The sequence below is a fragment of the Vibrio sp. YT-16 genome, assembly GCF_033337405.1.
Classification (GTDB): Bacteria; Pseudomonadota; Gammaproteobacteria; order Enterobacterales; family Vibrionaceae; genus Vibrio; species Vibrio alginolyticus.
The window spans coordinates 16,984-33,921 of the sequence record NZ_JAWOQQ010000020.1; the positions used below are offsets into that span (position 1 = coordinate 16,984).

Consider the following 16,938-nt stretch of genomic DNA (forward strand, 5'->3'; position numbering starts at 1 on the left):
CTAGCGTTGCAAAAGAGGTCTGATTTTCTTTTCCACCGCCTCACGAGCACGGAAGATACGCGATCGTACCGTTCCTACCGGGCAATCCATCACTTCTGCAATTTCTTCATAACTCAAGCCATCGAGCTCTCGTAATGTCATTGCGGTTTTTAAATCTTCAGGTAAAGCTTCGATTGCACTGAACACCACCCGTTGCAATTCTTTGGACAACGTTAAGTTCTCAGGGTTCGATATTTCTTTAAGTGCACTACCTGTTTCGTAAAATTCAGCATCTTCAGCATCGACATCTGTCGCTGGAGGTCTACGCCCTTGAGCAACAATGTGATTTTTCGCAGTATTCACTGCAATGCGATACAGCCACGTATAAAACGCACTTTCCCCACGAAAGCTAGGGATAGCTCGGTAAGCTTTAATAAACGCTTCTTGTGCTACATCTGGTACATCGCCAGGATTACTAACGTATCTGGAAATAAGATTACATACCTTATTCTGGTACTTTGTTACCAACAGGTTGAATGCTTGCTTATCGCCATTCTGAACTCGCTCAATCAATACTTGATCGGTCAGCTGCTCGTTCATTCGAGCGGATACTCCTATTTGTTATGCCCCTACTCTTCTCAGATATGGGTACTAATTATGCAAAACGTAGTATTGACACCACTGCTTACTTGAGCACTATTGTGACCCTAACGTGAATGAGAAAGTTCCATGGTTTCTCAAGTTTTTTGTCATTGTTTTTCACAGTGTGATGTCTGTACCCAAATGACCACCGCTGCCTGACTTTAGTCTAAGTTTGACAAGCGAGCATCTTGGAGGGAAATGGGTATAATGAATGATCTCTGTCCCAGATTGTGCTGGGTCGAGCATGGAAAAGCAATGGCATTGACAAACTATTACTTTTCATTTGCATGGCTAATGGCTATCTGAACACCGCGTTACAAATTATAACTTAGGAAGCATGCTCATGCTCTGCATGAAAAAGAAGAGTGGCTCAGTCACCGCAGTAACACGGACGTCGATAGGTCTCCCAACTTAGCCCTTAGCGACAGATGTCGCGATAATGGAATGCACATGGTGTGCAAATAATACACAAGGTAACTTTGTTACCTTAGCTTGGGATTATAAAAGTTATATGAACACAAATCGTGAACATGAGTGTGATGTATTAGTGGTAGGGAGTGGCGCGGCAGGTTTGTCGTTGGCTTTGCGCGTTGCTAACCACTGTAAGGTGATGGTGCTGAGTAAAGGACCACGCAGCGAAGGGGCGACCTACTATGCTCAAGGCGGTATCGCTGCCGTATTTGATGAGTCAGACACCATTGATTCACACGTTGAAGACACGCAAATCGCCGGGGATGGTATTTGCGATGAGGAGACCGTAAGGTTCATTGCTGAGCATTCAAAAGAGTGTGTACAGTGGTTGATTGACGGTGGTGTCCCATTTGATCGTGAAGAAGATGACTCTGACGATGAACCTCGCTACCACTTAACTCGTGAAGGTGGTCATAGCCGTCGTCGTATTCTTCACGCGGCAGATGCGACAGGTATGGCGATGCAAACCTCCCTGCAAGATAACGCTCATAACCATCCAAACATTCATGTTCTCGAACGTCACAATGCTCTGGACTTAATCACCGAAGACAAAATTGGCGGTGATAAAAACAAAGTTATCGGTGCTTATATTTGGAACCGCAACGAAGAGCATGTCGAAACCGTGCGAGCCAAATTTGTGGTTCTCGCTACAGGTGGTGCTTCAAAGGTTTATCAATACACCTCTAACCCAGATGTGTCGTCTGGTGATGGTATTGCGATTGCTTGGCGTGCAGGGTGTCGTGTGGCTAATATGGAATTTAACCAGTTCCATCCGACGTGTTTATATCACCCAGAAGCACGTAACTTCTTGCTAACTGAAGCGTTACGTGGCGAAGGTGCTTACCTGCGTCGTCCAGATGGTTCTCGCTTTATGCCAGATTTCGATGAACGTAAAGAGCTTGCTCCGCGTGACGTCGTGGCTCGTGCTATCGACTTCGAAATGAAGCGTTTAGGTGCCGACTGTATGTATCTCGACATCAGCCATAAGCCTGCTGACTTTATTACGAAACACTTCCCAACCATTTATTCACGTTTGATGGACTTGGGCATTGACATGACTAAAGAGCCAATCCCAATCGTACCTGCTGCACACTACACTTGTGGCGGTGTCATGGTGGATAGAAATGGCTGCACCGATCTGAAAAATTTGTATGCGATTGGTGAAGTTAGCTACACCGGGCTGCATGGTGCTAACCGCATGGCATCAAACTCACTTCTCGAATGCGTGGTTTATGCTTGGTCTGCGGCAAAAGATATTCTAAAACATCACACTAACGTTGAGCTACCTTCACAGGTGCCATGTTGGGATGAAAGCAAAGTAACCAATAGTGATGAAGAAGTGATCATTCAGCACAACTGGCACGAGCTTCGTCTGTTTATGTGGGACTACATGGGCATTGTGCGAACTGACAAGCGTTTAGAGCGCGCCTTACGCCGTATCCAACTGTTGCAACAAGAAACGCACGAGTACTACAGCAATTTTCGAGTGTCGAACAACTTATTAGAACTGCGTAACCTTTTACAAGTAGCAGAGTTGATGGTTCGTTGTGCGATGCAGCGTAAAGAGAGTCGAGGTTTGCACTACACGCTTGATTATCCGAACCAACTGGAAAACAGCGGACCAACGATTTTGGTTCCAGCTAAACAGCTTTAACTCTACCAAGTAAACTATTACATCAGCAGGGAGCATTAGCTCCCTGTTTCATTTCCCATTGGCGTAATACCAAAGATAGTTGACGATACTGCTCATCGTCACAGCTATCACGCCAAATCGTAACACTACGGCCAGATTGCAATTGGAATGTTATCTTGAATGGTGATGCCGATGTATCGACTCGCTGTAAATGACCCTTTTCGGACTCAATATCTTCCGAGTATTCGCCATACTCAAGGGCATCAAACCTAACCGAGCCATCGCAGTGCACATACCAATGCCCATGACTTGTAGGTTGAACAAGGCCTTGGCTTGAGAGAGCCTTAACAATCAGTAATAACAAATAAGTCGATAATACGAGCGGAATGCTAGAGAAGATAACAGCCCAAGTCATCAATAAGAAAAGTACAACATTGAAGACTCGGGCAGTCAGAGAGGGAGAAGCAGTAAAATTAACGAACTTTGCTGAGGTTATGGGCGACAATTTTATCAACCATTGCTGCATGACCTAAATTTTCGCTACGGCCATGCCCCATTACCCAAGTAAACAGATCAGGATCATCGCATTCAAGTAAAGAAACAAAGTCACGCTGCTCTTGTTCACTCAGAGTATCAAAGCACTCTTCAAAAAACGGCATAATTACTACGTCAAGCTCAAGCATGCCTCGACGACAAGCCCATTTAATACGCGCTTTTTCTTCCGGAGTGTACATTCACTATTCCTTCATAGATGTCTTGTTGTTAGTGCGGAGTGTAACAAGGGATGTGCTACGTCACTAGTGTGCGGGTCACAATACGATAGTGAAAGCAGACAAATGTTGATTCGTAAATCGCTCCCCTAGTATCTCAAGGTTATTTGGGTATAACATAGCGGAAAAATATCTTCAAAAGGCATTGTAATTATGGAATGGCAAACTCGTTTTTCAGCATTACCTCTCTCAACTCAAGACGCACTTCCAGAGTTATCTATCTCACTGCTGGATAACTTCGGCATGATCACCATGATCGGTGATGATAAAAAATCATACTTACAAGGTCAGGTTACCTGCGATGTTGTTTCTTTAGAACAAGACCAATCAACACTGGGCGCACATTGTGATGCAAAAGGCAAAGTGTGGAGCGTGTTCCGGCTTTTCCATCATCATGATGGCTACGGCATGATCCAACCAAAATCGGCGATTGACGTAGAACTTAGTGAAATAAAGAAATACGCCATTTTCTCTAAAGTAACGATTGAAGCTTCTGATGACGTTATCTTAGGTGTTGCTGGCGTCAAAGCCGACGAATTCATTTCAACAATGAGCAAGACAACTGGCAGCGTTCGCCCAGTTGACGGTGGCACAGCAGTGCAAGTTGCACAAGATCGCTGGTTACTGATATTAAGTGCGCCAGAAGCACAGCAAATCGTTGAAACTACCGACGCTGTCTTTACGACAAATGAGCTTTGGAATCGTTTCGATATTGAGGCAGGTTTACCATTTGTCTCTGCATCCGCGCAGAATGCTCACATTCCACAAGCACTTAACGTGCAAGCTTTAGGAGGCATAAGCTTCACAAAGGGCTGCTACACGGGACAAGAAACGGTAGCACGAGCGAAGTATCGCGGTACCAATAAACGTGCGATGTATATCGTAAAAGGTGCAACTTCTGCTCCATTCAGTGACGAACCAATTGAGCTCGAACGCAGCGTAGGTGAAAACTGGCGTTCAGTAGGTGCTTTATTAAATCACTACCAGTTCAGTGACAATCACGCGATTGGCCTGATCGTGCTGCCTAATAATCTCGATGAGGACACTCGTCTTCGTTTGGTTGCGCAACCAGAATGTGAATGGACAATCGAATCACTGCCTTACAGTCTTGATGATGAGTAATACAATCAATACTCCTTTGATGCAATTTCTCACAGACCAACACATTCCGTTTCGTCTGTTACCGCATCAAAGACCAGCAACCACCATTGAGGATGCCGCGCACCAACGCGGCATTCGCCCCTCTCAAATGGTGAAAGCAATCTTGCTACGAGACATGGGTAATCAATATGCACTCGCCTGTGCGCCAGGTGATCGTAGCGTTGATCCCAAAAAAGTGCGCTCGTTACTGAAATGTCGCCGGATGACTTGTGTTGATCAAGCCGATGTTGAGTCCATCACTGGTTACAAAATTGGTACTGTCACTCCTCTGCTACTAAAACGTCATATGCCAATCGTGTTCGACCCTAGCTTACTAGAAGAACAGGAAGTCACGATCAGCAGTGGCGATCGCATGGCTGGACTGGCGCTTTCTATCCAAGATCTTATCCAATTGTGTCAGCCGACCGTAGCTGAGATCTGTCGTTAATCGTCTAAAAACAATGTAATGACACGTAGTGTTTCTATCACTGCGTGATCTCGCTCATATCTACAAAAATAGACATGAGAATTTTTAATCACATATAAAACATAAATAGTCACAAAGATAAAACTCGTATATGCTGAATTTGTTGGTTAAGTTTCAAACAAGCACTTAACCAATATAAAGTGAGTCAGCTAGCTGAGTGACAGCATTCATGCAGTTAGTTATCCACTTTTGTGTAATGCATCTGTGACTATTCGCCCGCTGAAGCGGGCTTTTTTTTACGTGGAACTTTTTCTCTTTCATTTCCTCTAATCGTTAGAACGTAAAGTGTGTTACGCGAAGCACGACCTTAATAGAAACAACTAGCAAACAACCGTTTTCGTTCTATTCTTAATTCTGTAACAAAACTATTGCTTAATGCGTCACGTAAAAAGGAGTGTATTGGGTAAGGGTTCCTTTAGAGAGGTTATTTTTGGGGTAATCCTCACGCTATTTAAGAGATGACACTGTCAAATTGTCTAAGACAACACAATTCTCTGACGCAACACCCTACATCTGTATTTAATACTATTGCTGTCACAATAATTTTCGCGTCCAGAACGTAGAATACCTAGGCTAGGTTAGATAAAAGGAAAGTAAATATGAGACTGTTTAAGCGCTATACACCAAGTATGATTGCTAAACATATAAGTCGTCTTTTTAAAGGAAGAATTTATATTTACGGGGTCGGTAGATTCGAGTTTGATAACGGTAAGTTAATACTGCCGGAGAAAGCAGAGCAACGCCATTTCCGAGCGGTCAAAGAGATCAATCAAGAAATAATGAAACTCCGATGCGCATATGCTTAGCAAAATGTTGATAAAACAAAGGCTGGATTAACCAGCCTTTTGTGTATTTGAAGTTCGCTTTGCACTTACTGACGCGCCAGATCCGGCAAGTGTCCCTTTAAACCAAGCGCGCGCTTCATGATCTCATCTTTCGCTCCCGGCAGTTGCCCCGCTAAACTTAAGCCAATGCCACGAACGAGCTTCTTAGCTGGGTTCTCGCCAGAGAACAAATCTCGAAACCCTTGCATAGTAGCGATCATCTTTGCCGCTTCCGCTTTTCGCCAACGCTCGTAGCTTCTTAGGTTGCGTTTACTACCGATATCTTGTCCCTGCTTCCAAAGTGCTAACACCTCTTGAGCAAGACTGGCCGCATCTAATAAACCCAAATTCACACCCTGCCCCGCTAATGGGTGAATGGTATGGGCCGCATCACCAACCAGCGCGACTCGCTCGACGACAAAATCTCGCGCATAGCGCATTTTCAAAGGAAACGCAGCACGCTCTCCCACTACTTCACATAGACCAAGTCGAGCATCAAACTCACTCGTCAACGCTTTATTGAAATCATGTTCACTCATCGCCACTAACTGCTCTGCTCGATTTGGCTCCGTGGACCAAACAATAGAGCACATATTTGGTTGCGACATTGGCAAAAATGCCAACGGTCCGTGAGGAGTAAATATCTGGCGCGCAATGCTGTTGTGTGGCATAGCAGTTTTGACATTCGCGACCAAAGCATGATGACCATAGTCCCAATGCGTTAATGGAATATCCATTTGATGGCGAAGCCACGAATTCGCCCCATCGGCTCCGACCACTAATTTAGCGGTCATGGCTTGGCCATTATCGAGCGTCAGCCAGCTTTCTTGCTCACCGACCGCGAGAGTCGCGCAACGTGCAGGCATAAACATAGTGACGTTATCGAGCTTTTGGACTTGTTCAAGCAGCGCAAGTTGAATCACACGATTCTCAACAATGTGCCCTAAATCAGGTTGTGCCATACTTTGTGCATTAAATTCAATACTGGCAAAGCTATCTTGTTCCCATACTTCCATGCCATGGTAAGGTGAAGCTCGGCGCTGTTCTATGCCCTGCCAAGCACCAAGTTTACGCAAAATCGTCTCACTAGAGCGGCTCAGCGCAGACACACGAACATCGGGCAATTCTTTCAACGAATCATCTGGCACTTTACCTTCAATAACGGCGACACGCAGATCACTGTCTTTGAACGCGGCAGCAAGTGCCAACCCAACCATCCCTCCGCCGATGATGGCGATATCTACACTTTGCATCATTGCTTTTTATTACCTAATTCAGTGCGGCCGTTCATCGTTTTACCAAGCCAAGTGTATGGCGTAGTAGCGGCTGCTTAAAAATAGAAAGGTTATCCATCGCTGCTAAGGCAGTATTTCGGCCAATTCGCATCGCGGGTAAATCATTTGAAAAAACATGCACCAAGGCACTGGTTAGCCAAATAGTTTCGCTTCGATCTGCTTCTCTACGTTGACTAAAGCGCATCAGGCCTTGATAAAGACCCACATCCTCACTTTGGTGCACAATTTCTTCTGCTAGTGAGACTACATCGCGAATACCGAGATTAAAGCCTTGTCCAGCTATCGGGTGCAGCGTTTGCGCCGCATTTCCAACAATCGCAAAGCGATGTGAAATATTTTGCTTTCGATGGCGAAGAAGCAATGGGTAACTTGCACGACGCCCCACTTTTTTCATCGCGCCTAAACGCCAACCAAAATCGTTCTGTAAATGCTGGAGAAATGCTTGATCAGATAACTCAAGAACGGCTTGGGCTTCTTCAGGGTGCAAACACCAAACTAAGGACATTCGATTGTCACTCATTGGCAATAAAGCAACAGGGCCATTTTCAGTAAAACGTTCAAAGGCTCTACCTTGATGAGGTTCTTGAGTCACAATATTGGCAATGACAGCCACTTGTTCAAAATCTTGCTCAGAAAGTTCTAGACCAATTTTCTGACAACAGGTCGAAACAGCACCATCTGCAGCCACCAGCAGTTTTGCTTCAAGTTGCTCACCACTTTTCAACGTCACATGGGTACAGTTTTGCTCGCGCTCGATATCGGTAACGGAGTCAGGACAAAACAGCGTAATTGATTCGCTGCTGTCTAATAATTCTTGATATACACGCCCAACATCGGCTAATTCTACAACATACCCTAGAGCTTCAACCCCAACCTCTTGCTTGGTAATCTCCGTCATCCCAGCATGAGAACGGTCAGAAACGTGGATATGTTCAATGGGTGTGACAAACGGTTCTACTGACGTCCAGAGCTGTAGTTGACGCAACAGATTGACAGTACCGTAAGACAATGCGATTGAGCGAGAGTCAAAACCAGGGTGCATATCTGATTGTGCTTTAAAAGGCTCAACGACGGCAATGCGGAGCTTTCCCTGAGACAAATGGTCAATCGCCAATGCTAACGTTGCACCAGCCATGGCACCACCAGCAATGACTACATCATATTGCTTCATACTAACCTCTGGACGGTCTACGATTAGTGAATAGTAGGTTTTTTGTCGCTGCTTTCAGGACGAACACCAAATTCAGCATGAATCGTTAGTACGCAAGCTTTGATGTGCTCAATCACTTGCTCTAGCAATTGCGCTTGTTCACCAAGATCGTCATCTTCATCGATGCCTAATTTGGCAATCTCTTCTAGGTCAGCCAGTGCTTCTTTAGCGTCATCAGATGCTTTATTAAGCGCAACGCCTGCTAGACCTAACCCAGAAATAAAGTGGTTTACAAAGTCGGACACACTGTCGGCTAATGCGAATAAGCCTTCTTCGCCCGGCTCATCTGGCAATAGTAAAGACAGCTCCATTGATGTGCCAGTAAGCTCATTAACAGTAACGTTGAATATGCTCTGAGCAAAAGTGAGTGCTGTCGAGGGCCACCCCATCCCATCATTGGTGTAGTCAAAAAGAATCGGCTGCCAAGTTTGATCATTGATCGCCAATCCACCACTTAACATGCCAACAAATAAGCCATGTAACTCCGCCGGTGTCACAGCCAGGCTTGCCGATTGCAGTTCAGCAGCAATAGATTGGTATTCAGGAAGGGTGATTTCACTCATAACTTGGCTCATTCTTGCGTAATAATGTATTGGTATATCCTACCATCAAGGTTAGTGGTCTGAAACGGCTATCAAATTCAATTTTGGACAGCATTTGTTCAATTTGCCCAATTCCTGTGTGATCTCGTCATCATTTCTCTTTCTGTGATGGGAAATGCTTGAATCTTAATAGCGGTTTTCCTATAGTTTGCTCCTCGGTAGTTGTATGAAGCAACACCTTAGATAGCGCGAATATAGAGTTTATTCATCATGAGCAATCAAGCGATCGACGTTGAAATATTAGGCAAACTTACACGTGTGAATTGTCCGACAGGACAAGAAGAGTCTCTTGTTGCAGCGGCAAAAGATCTGGATCGCCGATTGAAAGAAATGAGCGAACGTACTAAGGTAACCAATGAAATCCAACTGCTGACCTTTGCTGCATTGAATATTTGCTATGAGTTGCACACCAAGTCATACGAATCCAATGGTCAACAGCAAGAAATTACTGAGCGAATGGAAAAGCTCACCGCGTCTTTAGAGAACGCACTAAGCAAAGTTACGCAAGGACAGCAGTAAATACAAAATTTACCCTGGGGTGTGCGTCAGCAGGATTTAAGTCCCTGAGCCGATAAGCAATACCTAAGGGTTAGTATTTGGTAACTATTGAGCAAGCTCGGCATGCACCGAGAAGCCTACGGTTGTCATTGCTGATCCGCCTTGAACCAGCTGGTTCAAGGGCCACAATCCTCAACGGCACCCTGGGGTATTCTCTCTATGTCAGACCTCTCTCGACAAGACTTCCGCAAACTGATTCGTGAAAAGCGCAACGCTCTGTGCAGTGATACGCAATACCAAGCGGGAATCGACCTTATTACTCAATTTTCCCAACTTCCTGAAATCGATCAGGCGCAACATATTGCCATCTACCTTTCTGCAGACGGTGAGCTTGATACTAAACCGCTCATTGAATGGTTATGGCAACAGGGAAAATCGGTTTATCTGCCCGTCATCCATCCCTTTTCTAAAGGTCAGTTACTGTTTCTTCAGTATATAAGTGATGAACAGCTCGTCTACAACAAGTACGGCATCTTAGAGCCCAAGCTCGATATCAGACACCTCAAACCCGTTCGCCAGCTTGATTTAATCTGCACGCCTTTAGTTGGGTTCGACAGTATCGGACACCGCTTAGGCATGGGCGGAGGGTACTACGATCGTACTCTATCACGTTGGTTTATAACTGGAGAGGGAGCTAAACCTGTTGGTATCGCTCATGACTGCCAACATGTAGAACGCTTACCAATTGAAAGCTGGGATATTCCATTACCTAAGATCGTGACCCCAAGCCAAATATGGCAATGGGAAAGTGACAAGTAAGCCGCTATAATCACGCCCGCAAACGTTAACGAACATCTATTCAGGAGATTGGCATGACTCAAGATGAAATGAAAAAAGCGGCTGGTTGGGCAGCACTAAAATATGTTGAGAAAGGCAGCATTGTCGGTGTTGGTACTGGCTCTACCGTGAATCACTTCATCGATGCACTAGGCACTATCAAAGATGATATTAAAGGTGCAGTGTCTAGCTCTGTCGCTTCAACTGAGCGCCTTAAAGAGCTTGGTATTGAAGTATACGAGTGTAACGATGTAATGAAGCTGGATGTGTATGTTGATGGCGCAGATGAGATCAACCCAGCACGTGAAATGATCAAAGGCGGCGGCGCGGCTCTGACTCGTGAGAAAATTGTCGCAGCAATCTCTGATAAGTTCGTATGTATCGTTGACGGCACTAAAGCAGTTGACGTACTTGGCCAGTTCCCATTGCCTGTTGAAGTAATCCCAATGGCACGCTCTTACGTGGCTCGTGAATTGGTAAAACTAGGTGGTGACCCAGCTTACCGTGAAGGCGTTGTGACTGACAACGGCAACGTGATTCTGGATGTGCACAATATGCAAATTACCAACCCGAAAGAAATGGAAGACAAAATAAACGGCATCGCTGGTGTGGTGACTGTGGGTCTTTTCGCTCATCGTGGTGCAGACGTAGTGATCACCGGCACACCAGAAGGTGCAAAAATTGAAGAATAAATAACAGCCCAAAATGAACCTATCTGGTTCACTTTTCTGTTATTTCATTACATACGGTGCTGCAAGGCACCGTTTTTTATTCCTTTCTATAAGAAAATTATCTCTTATTCCGTAATTTTCTTACCCAAAGCAATTTTTTTTTGTTACTTTATTGAACAGAAGACGCACAGGGAAACGTTTGTCTTCCTACAAAACTGTTAATTATCCCCTTTTTAATAGTTTTGTCCAATGTGCGCCACATTAGCCCACCTTTCCATTTTAAGGACGAGAAAAAATGGCCAAAGTTTCACTGGAAAAAGAAAAGATTAAGATCCTCTTGTTAGAGGGACTCCACCCTTCTTCAGTTGAAGTTCTTCAAGCAGCTGGTTATACCAACATTGAATACCATAAAGGTTCCCTTCCGGAAGAAGAACTAATTGAAGCGGTAAAAGACGTGCACTTCATTGGTATCCGCTCCCGTACGAACCTATCCGAAGAGGTAATCAATGCGGCGAACAAGCTGGTTGCAATTGGCTGTTTTTGTATTGGTACTAACCAAGTAAACCTAGATGCAGCAGCAAAACGCGGTATTCCTGTCTTTAATGCACCATTCTCTAACACTCGAAGCGTGGCAGAGCTTGTACTTGGGCAAATCCTTTTACTAGTGCGTGGTATTCCTGAAAAGAATGCACTTGCACATCGCGGTATTTGGAAGAAAAGTGCAGACAACTCTTACGAAGCTCGTGGTAAGTGCCTTGGCATTATCGGATACGGTCACATTGGTACGCAGCTTGGTATTATTGCCGAAAACTTAGGTATGCGCGTTTACTACTACGATATTGAGAACAAACTGTCCCTTGGTAATGCGACGCAAGTACATACCATGAGTGAACTATTGAACAAATGTGATGTGATTTCTTTGCACGTTCCCGAAACACCGGAAACGAAAAACATGATGGGTGAAGCTGAATTTGCTCGAATGAAACCAGGTTCCATCTTTATCAACGCGGCACGTGGCACCGTTGTGGATATTCCTGCACTTTGCCATAGCTTAGAAGCTGGTCACCTTGCCGGCGCTGCAATTGATGTATTCCCAACTGAACCAAAAACAAATGCTGACCCGTTCGAGTCTCCTTTACAAAAATTCGATAACGTCATTCTCACTCCACACGTTGGTGGTTCAACGCAAGAAGCACAAGAGAATATCGGCTTAGAAGTGGCGGGCAAACTGGCTAAGTACTCTGATAACGGCTCGACACTTTCAAGCGTAAACTTCCCTGAAGTGTCATTGCCAGAACACAGTGGAGAGTGCTCTCGTCTGCTTCATATCCACAAGAACCGTCCTGGTATTCTAACTCAGATCAACACCATCTTTGCTGAAGAAGGCATTAACATTGCCGCGCAGTACCTACAAACAGCCGCTGAAATAGGCTACGTAGTGATCGACGTTGAAACTGAACGAGCAGAAGAAGCTCTAACAAAGCTCAAAAACATTGAAGGCACAATCCGTGCTCGTATCCTTCACTAAACAGTGAAACAGAAACGACAAAGGCAGGGGTTATGACTCCCTGCCTTTTGCTTTTTACTGTTTGCTAAGCCTTACTTTAGCTTATAAATGACATCGACTTGATCGCGAATGATCATAGTTGAATCTTGGTAGCTATTCGCTCCTTCTTTACTATCCATCGCCATTGAACGCATTAACACAGGCTGAACGTGCATCTGTCTGTAATTGATCTGCCATACATCGCCCAACTTTTTCTCAAAACCAGTCGCTAATGACCCTGCTTTTTCTCTTGCGTCCTTAATCGCCGCCATTCGTGCCTTTTGCTGATACTCGGCTTGGTTGCTTACCTTAAGTTGAATATTATCAACCTGATTAATTCCCGCTTCTAACGCCATATCTAGGTATTGGTTAAGGTTTTTCAGATCCGTCACCGTGACATCAATACTGCGAGATGCTCGATACCCAACAAGTTCTGCTTTTCCTGATTTAGGGTAGTGGTACTGAGGAGCAAGGTATAAATTCGAGCTAGTAATATTGTCTTTTGACAAGCCGGCATCCGACAAGCTTTTTAGAAACTCTTCAACGGTTTTATCTACGGACAATTTCGCTTGTTCAGCCGTCATTGTCGTATCGACTACTTTTACAGAAAACGTAGCCATATCAGGTGTAGCCGTCACTTCGCCATACCCCGTTGTCGTAACATGAGCAAACTCTGGCGTATTCGCCAAAACTGAAGCACTGGTAAGGCTGAGTGCTGAAGCCAGCAAAAATGAATACAATTTCATTCAATAAATCCATCCATACAAAATTAAGTACTTAATCTCAGATTCCAACATCACTATCATGGCTGAGAAAGCGTGTGGTTTCATAATAGAAACTTCCGCCGATTATCCAAGCACCCATAGTGACTTCTAACACAACTTTGACTATGTAACATTGGCGTAATTTTTAAACAAAACACACTAAGTTAACGATATGCAGCTCTGACAAACTTATTGAGGTAGATGCTGCTGCGCATACCCCACTATCGCATGTGAGATTTCTTGTAGTACCCCAGTTTCTAACTGCCAGTGGTGCCAATAAATCCGATGGGACATTAAAAAACCTGGAGTCACATCAACCAACACACCTCTGTCTAATTCGTCGGTAATTTGCAAGCGGGGGATCAAGCAATAAGCTACACCAGCTAACGCCACTTTTAGAAACGCTTCAGAACTACTGATGTTGTGATGAATAACGCTGTCAGGATTGACGTTAAAGTGCTCGGTAAGAAATGTTTTATGTAGATCATCATATTGGTCATATGAAACGGCCGGTGCTTTTGCCAATGTCTGATTATTTACGCCTTTAGAAAAATAACGCTGATAGAACTCTGGGCTCGCGACACAAACATAATCGATGCGACCTAAATAGTCTGAGCTGCATCCGGGGATTGGCTGGGACTCCAAGCTGATCGCTCCTGTCACTTCGCCACTTTTGAGTTTTTCAATAGAGCGGTATTCACCATAGATAGTCAGTTTTAGTTCAACTTGACGCTGCTTCATAACATTTTGCAGCGCTGGCAGTAGCCATGTTGCAAGGCTATCTGCATTAGTCGCTAAAGAGAGTTGCACAGGTCGCGTACTGGTATCATTTTTTAGTTCGGGGAGAATTTCATGCTCTAGCAAGCGTACTCGCCGATAAAGACCCAACAATTTTTTACCAATTAGCGTTGGCTTAGGTGGCTGGCTTCGAATTAAAACAGGCTGCGCGAGAAACTTCTCTAACTGCTTGATACGTTGAGAAATGGCGGATTGAGAAACAAATAAATGCTCGGCAGCACGCTCAAAGCTACCCTGATAAACTATAGCATCTAATGCCTCAATCCATTTGTAATCTAACCCTCGCATACCTTTCCTCTCACTCCTGATCAAACGCCTCCCGTTAAATTAGTCTATCTAATGTAAGATTAAAATCATTAATTATACTTATTTAGATAAACGCTTTATCTTTCCCTTTTCTGTAAATGTATTTGTTATTTTGAAGTGAGGTGAAGTGTGAGCTTGTGGGTTCTATTGCAAGGTTTTGGTTTAGGAGCATCAATGATCATTCCGATCGGCGCGCAAAATGCGTATGTTTTGAATCAAGGCATAAAGCGTAATCACCACCTAACAACCGCCACTATTTGTAGCGTGCTAGATATGATTTTCATCTCTCTAGGTATCTTTGGTGGTGGTGCAATTCTGTCTCAAAATGAAATCTTACTGATGTCGGTGACACTTGGTGGTATTGCTTTCTTGAGCTTCTATGGACTGCTCTCGCTAAAAAGTGCTTTTAAGCCAGAGAGTGAATCGGAATCAAAAGGGGAGATTGTAGCTCGAGGTCGTCGAACGGTTATTCTAGGTGCGCTAGCTGTCACTGTGCTTAATCCGCACTTATATTTAGATACAGTCGTTATTCTAGGTTCGATCGGTGGACAATTTGAAGGCCATGATCGCATTGCTTTTGCACTAGGTACGATTCTGGCTTCCTTTGTTTGGTTCTACACTTTATCGATAGGAGCAGCCAAACTAGGTCCAACACTCTCTAAACCAAAAGTGAAAAAAACCATCGACATTGCAATCGCAATGATGATGTTCACAATAGCGTATATCTTAGCGAGTGAGCTTATTGATAAGTATTGGTAATCATAAGGTAGTAAGGCAGCAAAGACATGGAGTCACTAAAACGTATTTATAACAACAATAGAGAGCGATTCAACGCGCTCTCTATTCCTTTTCGGGAATGGCAGCACGAAGCCATCTTAGACTTTGAGACAGATATACGCATTGCGAGAGAGCTTGGTTGGACGGGTACGCATACCAAAAGCCTCTTTTTAACACTCAAAGGACAAGGTTACGCGGTTTATCTGACAGATAAGGACTCGCGCCTCGATGCCAAGCAGATTAAAGCGATTACAGGTAAACGTCCCTCTATTTGTAATGACGATGAAATGGTCGAAGTGTTGGGTTGCGTACCCGGCGCGGTTTGCCCAATAGGCTTACCGGAATACATCACTATCATTGTTGATACCAATCTCTATCAACATCAAGAGTTGCTCTATACGCCTGGCTTACCTGAATTCACATTTGGATTTGCAGGTAAACATCTAAAACGCCTCTTACTTGCTGGTCATCACACCCTTTACGAAGTATAAAAAAGCGAGGCCTATTGGCCTCGCTTTTGAATATCGACTACTTTTGATTAAGCGTCGACTTTGTTCAGGTGAACATCCATTTGTGGGAATGGAATCTCGATACCATTTTCATCCAATGCTTCTTTAATACCTTGCATTGCATCAAAGTATACGCCCCAGTAATCTGCAGTTTTCACCCATGGACGAACCACAAAGTTAACTGAAGAGTCTGCTAACGTAAGTACACCAATTGTGATATCTGGGTCTTTCAAGATACGTGGATCTTTCTCTAGCGTCTCACGAATCACTTTCTTCGTTAGTTTAAGGTCTGCTTTGTATGAAACACCAATCACTAGGTCGACACGTCGTGTCGCATGGCGAGAGTAGTTAGTAATGGCACCGCCGATAACTGAAGAGTTAGGCACAACAACCATTTTGTTGTCTGGTGTTTTTAGAACTGTTTGGAAGATTTGAATTGCTTCAACACTACCCGCTACACCACCGATTTCTACGTAGTCGCCTGATTTGAATGGACGGAACGCAACAATAAGTACGCCTGCTGCAAAGTTTGATAGTGAACCTTGTAGTGCAAGACCAACAGCAAGACCTGCCGCACCAATCACAGCAACAACAGAAGCGGTTTGAACTCCTAATCGACCAAGAGCCGCGATTAGCACGATTACAAATAGCAAGTAACGAACAAGACCGTGAATAAATTCAACGACGGCCTTATCCATGTTTTTCTTTTCTAGTACTTTAGAAACACTACCAGCGACTGCCTTAACGATAAGATTACCGATAAACAGAATAAGCAGCGCAGAGATAATGTTCACACCGTACTGAACCAGTAGATCTGAATTGTTTGTCAGCCAAGTTTCAGCCTGAGTTAGACCATCCGTTAAAGTGGTATCGATACCCACCGATTCACCTGCCATAATTCTTATCCTCAAAAATAAAGAGATATAAATCCAATTGCCGTTAATTTATGAACCTTGTTTTTAAAGGCTCTTTTCTAAAACAACATCCCTATTGCTCCACTGAACAGTGTCAGATTTTTGGCACAATATCCCAACTCTGACTTTTTTCAAAGTCAGAGTTTCGCAAAGATATGCAAAACAAGACTTTATCAGAGCTTTCTGACACTGACTTGTTACAGGTTACGCAATGCACTCTGATTTCGCCACTCTTAAGACTGATATTCCCATGTTTTCTTTAAAA

At 44.2% G+C, this 16,938-nt stretch carries 19 protein-coding genes and 1 other RNA gene; 11 read left to right on the top strand and 9 right to left on the bottom strand.

Translation table 11 applies throughout. The features are described from left to right. Positions 1–579, bottom strand: a complete 579-nt coding sequence (gene rpoE / locus R7F07_RS21960; RefSeq protein WP_005380946.1) for an RNA polymerase sigma factor RpoE — start codon at positions 577–579, stop codon at positions 1–3. Between the two features lie 553 nt (positions 580–1,132). Here rpoE and nadB point away from each other — a divergent pair. Beyond that, complete coding sequence (gene nadB, locus R7F07_RS21965) at positions 1,133–2,746, top strand: L-aspartate oxidase (RefSeq protein WP_005380947.1); 1,614 nt, start codon at positions 1,133–1,135, stop codon at positions 2,744–2,746. A gap of 22 nt (positions 2,747–2,768) precedes the next feature. On the opposite strand, the gene R7F07_RS21970 is transcribed toward nadB, so the two are convergent. After that, positions 2,769–3,230, bottom strand: a complete 462-nt coding sequence (locus R7F07_RS21970; RefSeq protein ID WP_238939353.1) for a protein YgfX — start codon at positions 3,228–3,230, stop codon at positions 2,769–2,771. Then, positions 3,199–3,459 (bottom strand): succinate dehydrogenase assembly factor 2, encoded by a 261-nt coding sequence (locus tag R7F07_RS21975; protein WP_005380951.1) that lies wholly within the window; start codon positions 3,457–3,459, stop codon positions 3,199–3,201. The genes R7F07_RS21970 and R7F07_RS21975 overlap by 32 nt, the downstream gene beginning before the upstream one ends. 189 nt (positions 3,460–3,648) lie before the next feature. Here R7F07_RS21975 and ygfZ point away from each other — a divergent pair, with 189 nt between their 5' ends. From ygfZ to R7F07_RS21990, 3 genes are all read left to right on the top strand, one after another. Then, the gene (ygfZ, locus tag R7F07_RS21980; RefSeq protein WP_025768842.1) at positions 3,649–4,617 is read left to right on the top strand and encodes a tRNA-modifying protein YgfZ; all 969 of its coding nucleotides are present in this window, start codon (positions 3,649–3,651) and stop codon (positions 4,615–4,617) included. Next, the gene (locus R7F07_RS21985) at positions 4,610–5,083 is read left to right on the top strand and encodes an aminoacyl-tRNA deacylase (RefSeq protein ID WP_005384562.1); all 474 of its coding nucleotides are present in this window, start codon (positions 4,610–4,612) and stop codon (positions 5,081–5,083) included. The genes ygfZ and R7F07_RS21985 overlap by 8 nt, the downstream gene beginning before the upstream one ends. Before the next feature lie 638 nt (positions 5,084–5,721). Further along, positions 5,722–5,928, top strand: a complete 207-nt coding sequence (locus R7F07_RS21990) for a DUF1107 domain-containing protein (protein ID WP_005380970.1) — start codon at positions 5,722–5,724, stop codon at positions 5,926–5,928. A gap of 65 nt (positions 5,929–5,993) precedes the next feature. Here the strand turns inward: R7F07_RS21990 and R7F07_RS21995 are convergent, their stop codons facing one another. From R7F07_RS21995 to R7F07_RS22005, 3 genes are read right to left on the bottom strand one after another with little or no spacing between them, the layout of a single operon-like run. Further along, the gene (locus tag R7F07_RS21995) at positions 5,994–7,202 is read right to left on the bottom strand and encodes an FAD-dependent 2-octaprenylphenol hydroxylase (protein ID WP_017633554.1); all 1,209 of its coding nucleotides are present in this window, start codon (positions 7,200–7,202) and stop codon (positions 5,994–5,996) included. Positions 7,203–7,233: 31 nt separating this feature from the next. Next, positions 7,234–8,412 carry a 2-octaprenyl-6-methoxyphenyl hydroxylase gene (ubiH, locus tag R7F07_RS22000; RefSeq protein ID WP_017633555.1) on the bottom strand — a complete coding sequence of 393 codons (1,179 nt, stop codon included), beginning with the start codon at positions 8,410–8,412 and terminating at the stop codon, positions 7,234–7,236. A gap of 23 nt (positions 8,413–8,435) precedes the next feature. Continuing rightward, positions 8,436–9,014 (bottom strand): YecA family protein, encoded by a 579-nt coding sequence (locus tag R7F07_RS22005; RefSeq protein WP_005380976.1) that lies wholly within the window; start codon positions 9,012–9,014, stop codon positions 8,436–8,438. A 249-nt stretch (positions 9,015–9,263) separates the two neighbouring features. Here R7F07_RS22005 and R7F07_RS22010 point away from each other — a divergent pair, with 249 nt between their 5' ends. The 5 genes from R7F07_RS22010 to serA all read left to right on the top strand — a co-directional run bounded on the left by R7F07_RS22010 (position 9,264) and on the right by serA (position 12,587). Next, a complete protein-coding gene (locus R7F07_RS22010; RefSeq protein WP_005384553.1) occupies positions 9,264–9,572 on the top strand; it encodes a cell division protein ZapA in 309 nt (102 codons plus the stop codon). 8 nt (positions 9,573–9,580) lie between these two features. Continuing rightward, positions 9,581–9,765: non-coding RNA, 6S RNA (gene ssrS / locus R7F07_RS22015), on the top strand. 5 nt (positions 9,766–9,770) lie between these two features. Beyond that, positions 9,771–10,370 carry a 5-formyltetrahydrofolate cyclo-ligase gene (locus R7F07_RS22020; protein WP_005384552.1) on the top strand — a complete coding sequence of 200 codons (600 nt, stop codon included), beginning with the start codon at positions 9,771–9,773 and terminating at the stop codon, positions 10,368–10,370. Positions 10,371–10,423: 53 nt separating this feature from the next. Then, the gene (rpiA, locus tag R7F07_RS22025; RefSeq protein ID WP_005380982.1) at positions 10,424–11,080 is read left to right on the top strand and encodes a ribose-5-phosphate isomerase RpiA; all 657 of its coding nucleotides are present in this window, start codon (positions 10,424–10,426) and stop codon (positions 11,078–11,080) included. A gap of 274 nt (positions 11,081–11,354) precedes the next feature. Further along, positions 11,355–12,587 carry a phosphoglycerate dehydrogenase gene (gene serA, locus R7F07_RS22030; protein ID WP_017821632.1) on the top strand — a complete coding sequence of 411 codons (1,233 nt, stop codon included), beginning with the start codon at positions 11,355–11,357 and terminating at the stop codon, positions 12,585–12,587. Positions 12,588–12,658: 71 nt separating this feature from the next. On the opposite strand, the gene R7F07_RS22035 is transcribed toward serA, so the two are convergent. Beyond that, positions 12,659–13,351 carry an oxidative stress defense protein gene (locus R7F07_RS22035; protein WP_005384550.1) on the bottom strand — a complete coding sequence of 231 codons (693 nt, stop codon included), beginning with the start codon at positions 13,349–13,351 and terminating at the stop codon, positions 12,659–12,661. Between the two features lie 207 nt (positions 13,352–13,558). Next, positions 13,559–14,455, bottom strand: coding sequence for a LysR family transcriptional regulator ArgP (locus R7F07_RS22040; RefSeq protein ID WP_171343181.1), 897 nt, complete (start codon positions 14,453–14,455; stop codon positions 13,559–13,561). A gap of 147 nt (positions 14,456–14,602) precedes the next feature. Between R7F07_RS22040 and R7F07_RS22045 the strand changes: the two genes are divergently transcribed. Together R7F07_RS22045 and R7F07_RS22050 are read left to right on the top strand one after the other, a co-directional pair. Continuing rightward, positions 14,603–15,232 (top strand): LysE/ArgO family amino acid transporter, encoded by a 630-nt coding sequence (locus R7F07_RS22045; protein ID WP_171343180.1) that lies wholly within the window; start codon positions 14,603–14,605, stop codon positions 15,230–15,232. A 26-nt stretch (positions 15,233–15,258) separates the two neighbouring features. Next, the gene (locus R7F07_RS22050) at positions 15,259–15,741 is read left to right on the top strand and encodes a YbaK/EbsC family protein (RefSeq protein WP_017633558.1); all 483 of its coding nucleotides are present in this window, start codon (positions 15,259–15,261) and stop codon (positions 15,739–15,741) included. 47 nt (positions 15,742–15,788) lie between these two features. On the opposite strand, the gene mscS is transcribed toward R7F07_RS22050, so the two are convergent. Continuing rightward, positions 15,789–16,655 (bottom strand): small-conductance mechanosensitive channel MscS, encoded by an 867-nt coding sequence (gene mscS / locus R7F07_RS22055; RefSeq protein ID WP_005380995.1) that lies wholly within the window; start codon positions 16,653–16,655, stop codon positions 15,789–15,791. Between the last annotated feature and the right edge of the window lie 283 nt (positions 16,656–16,938).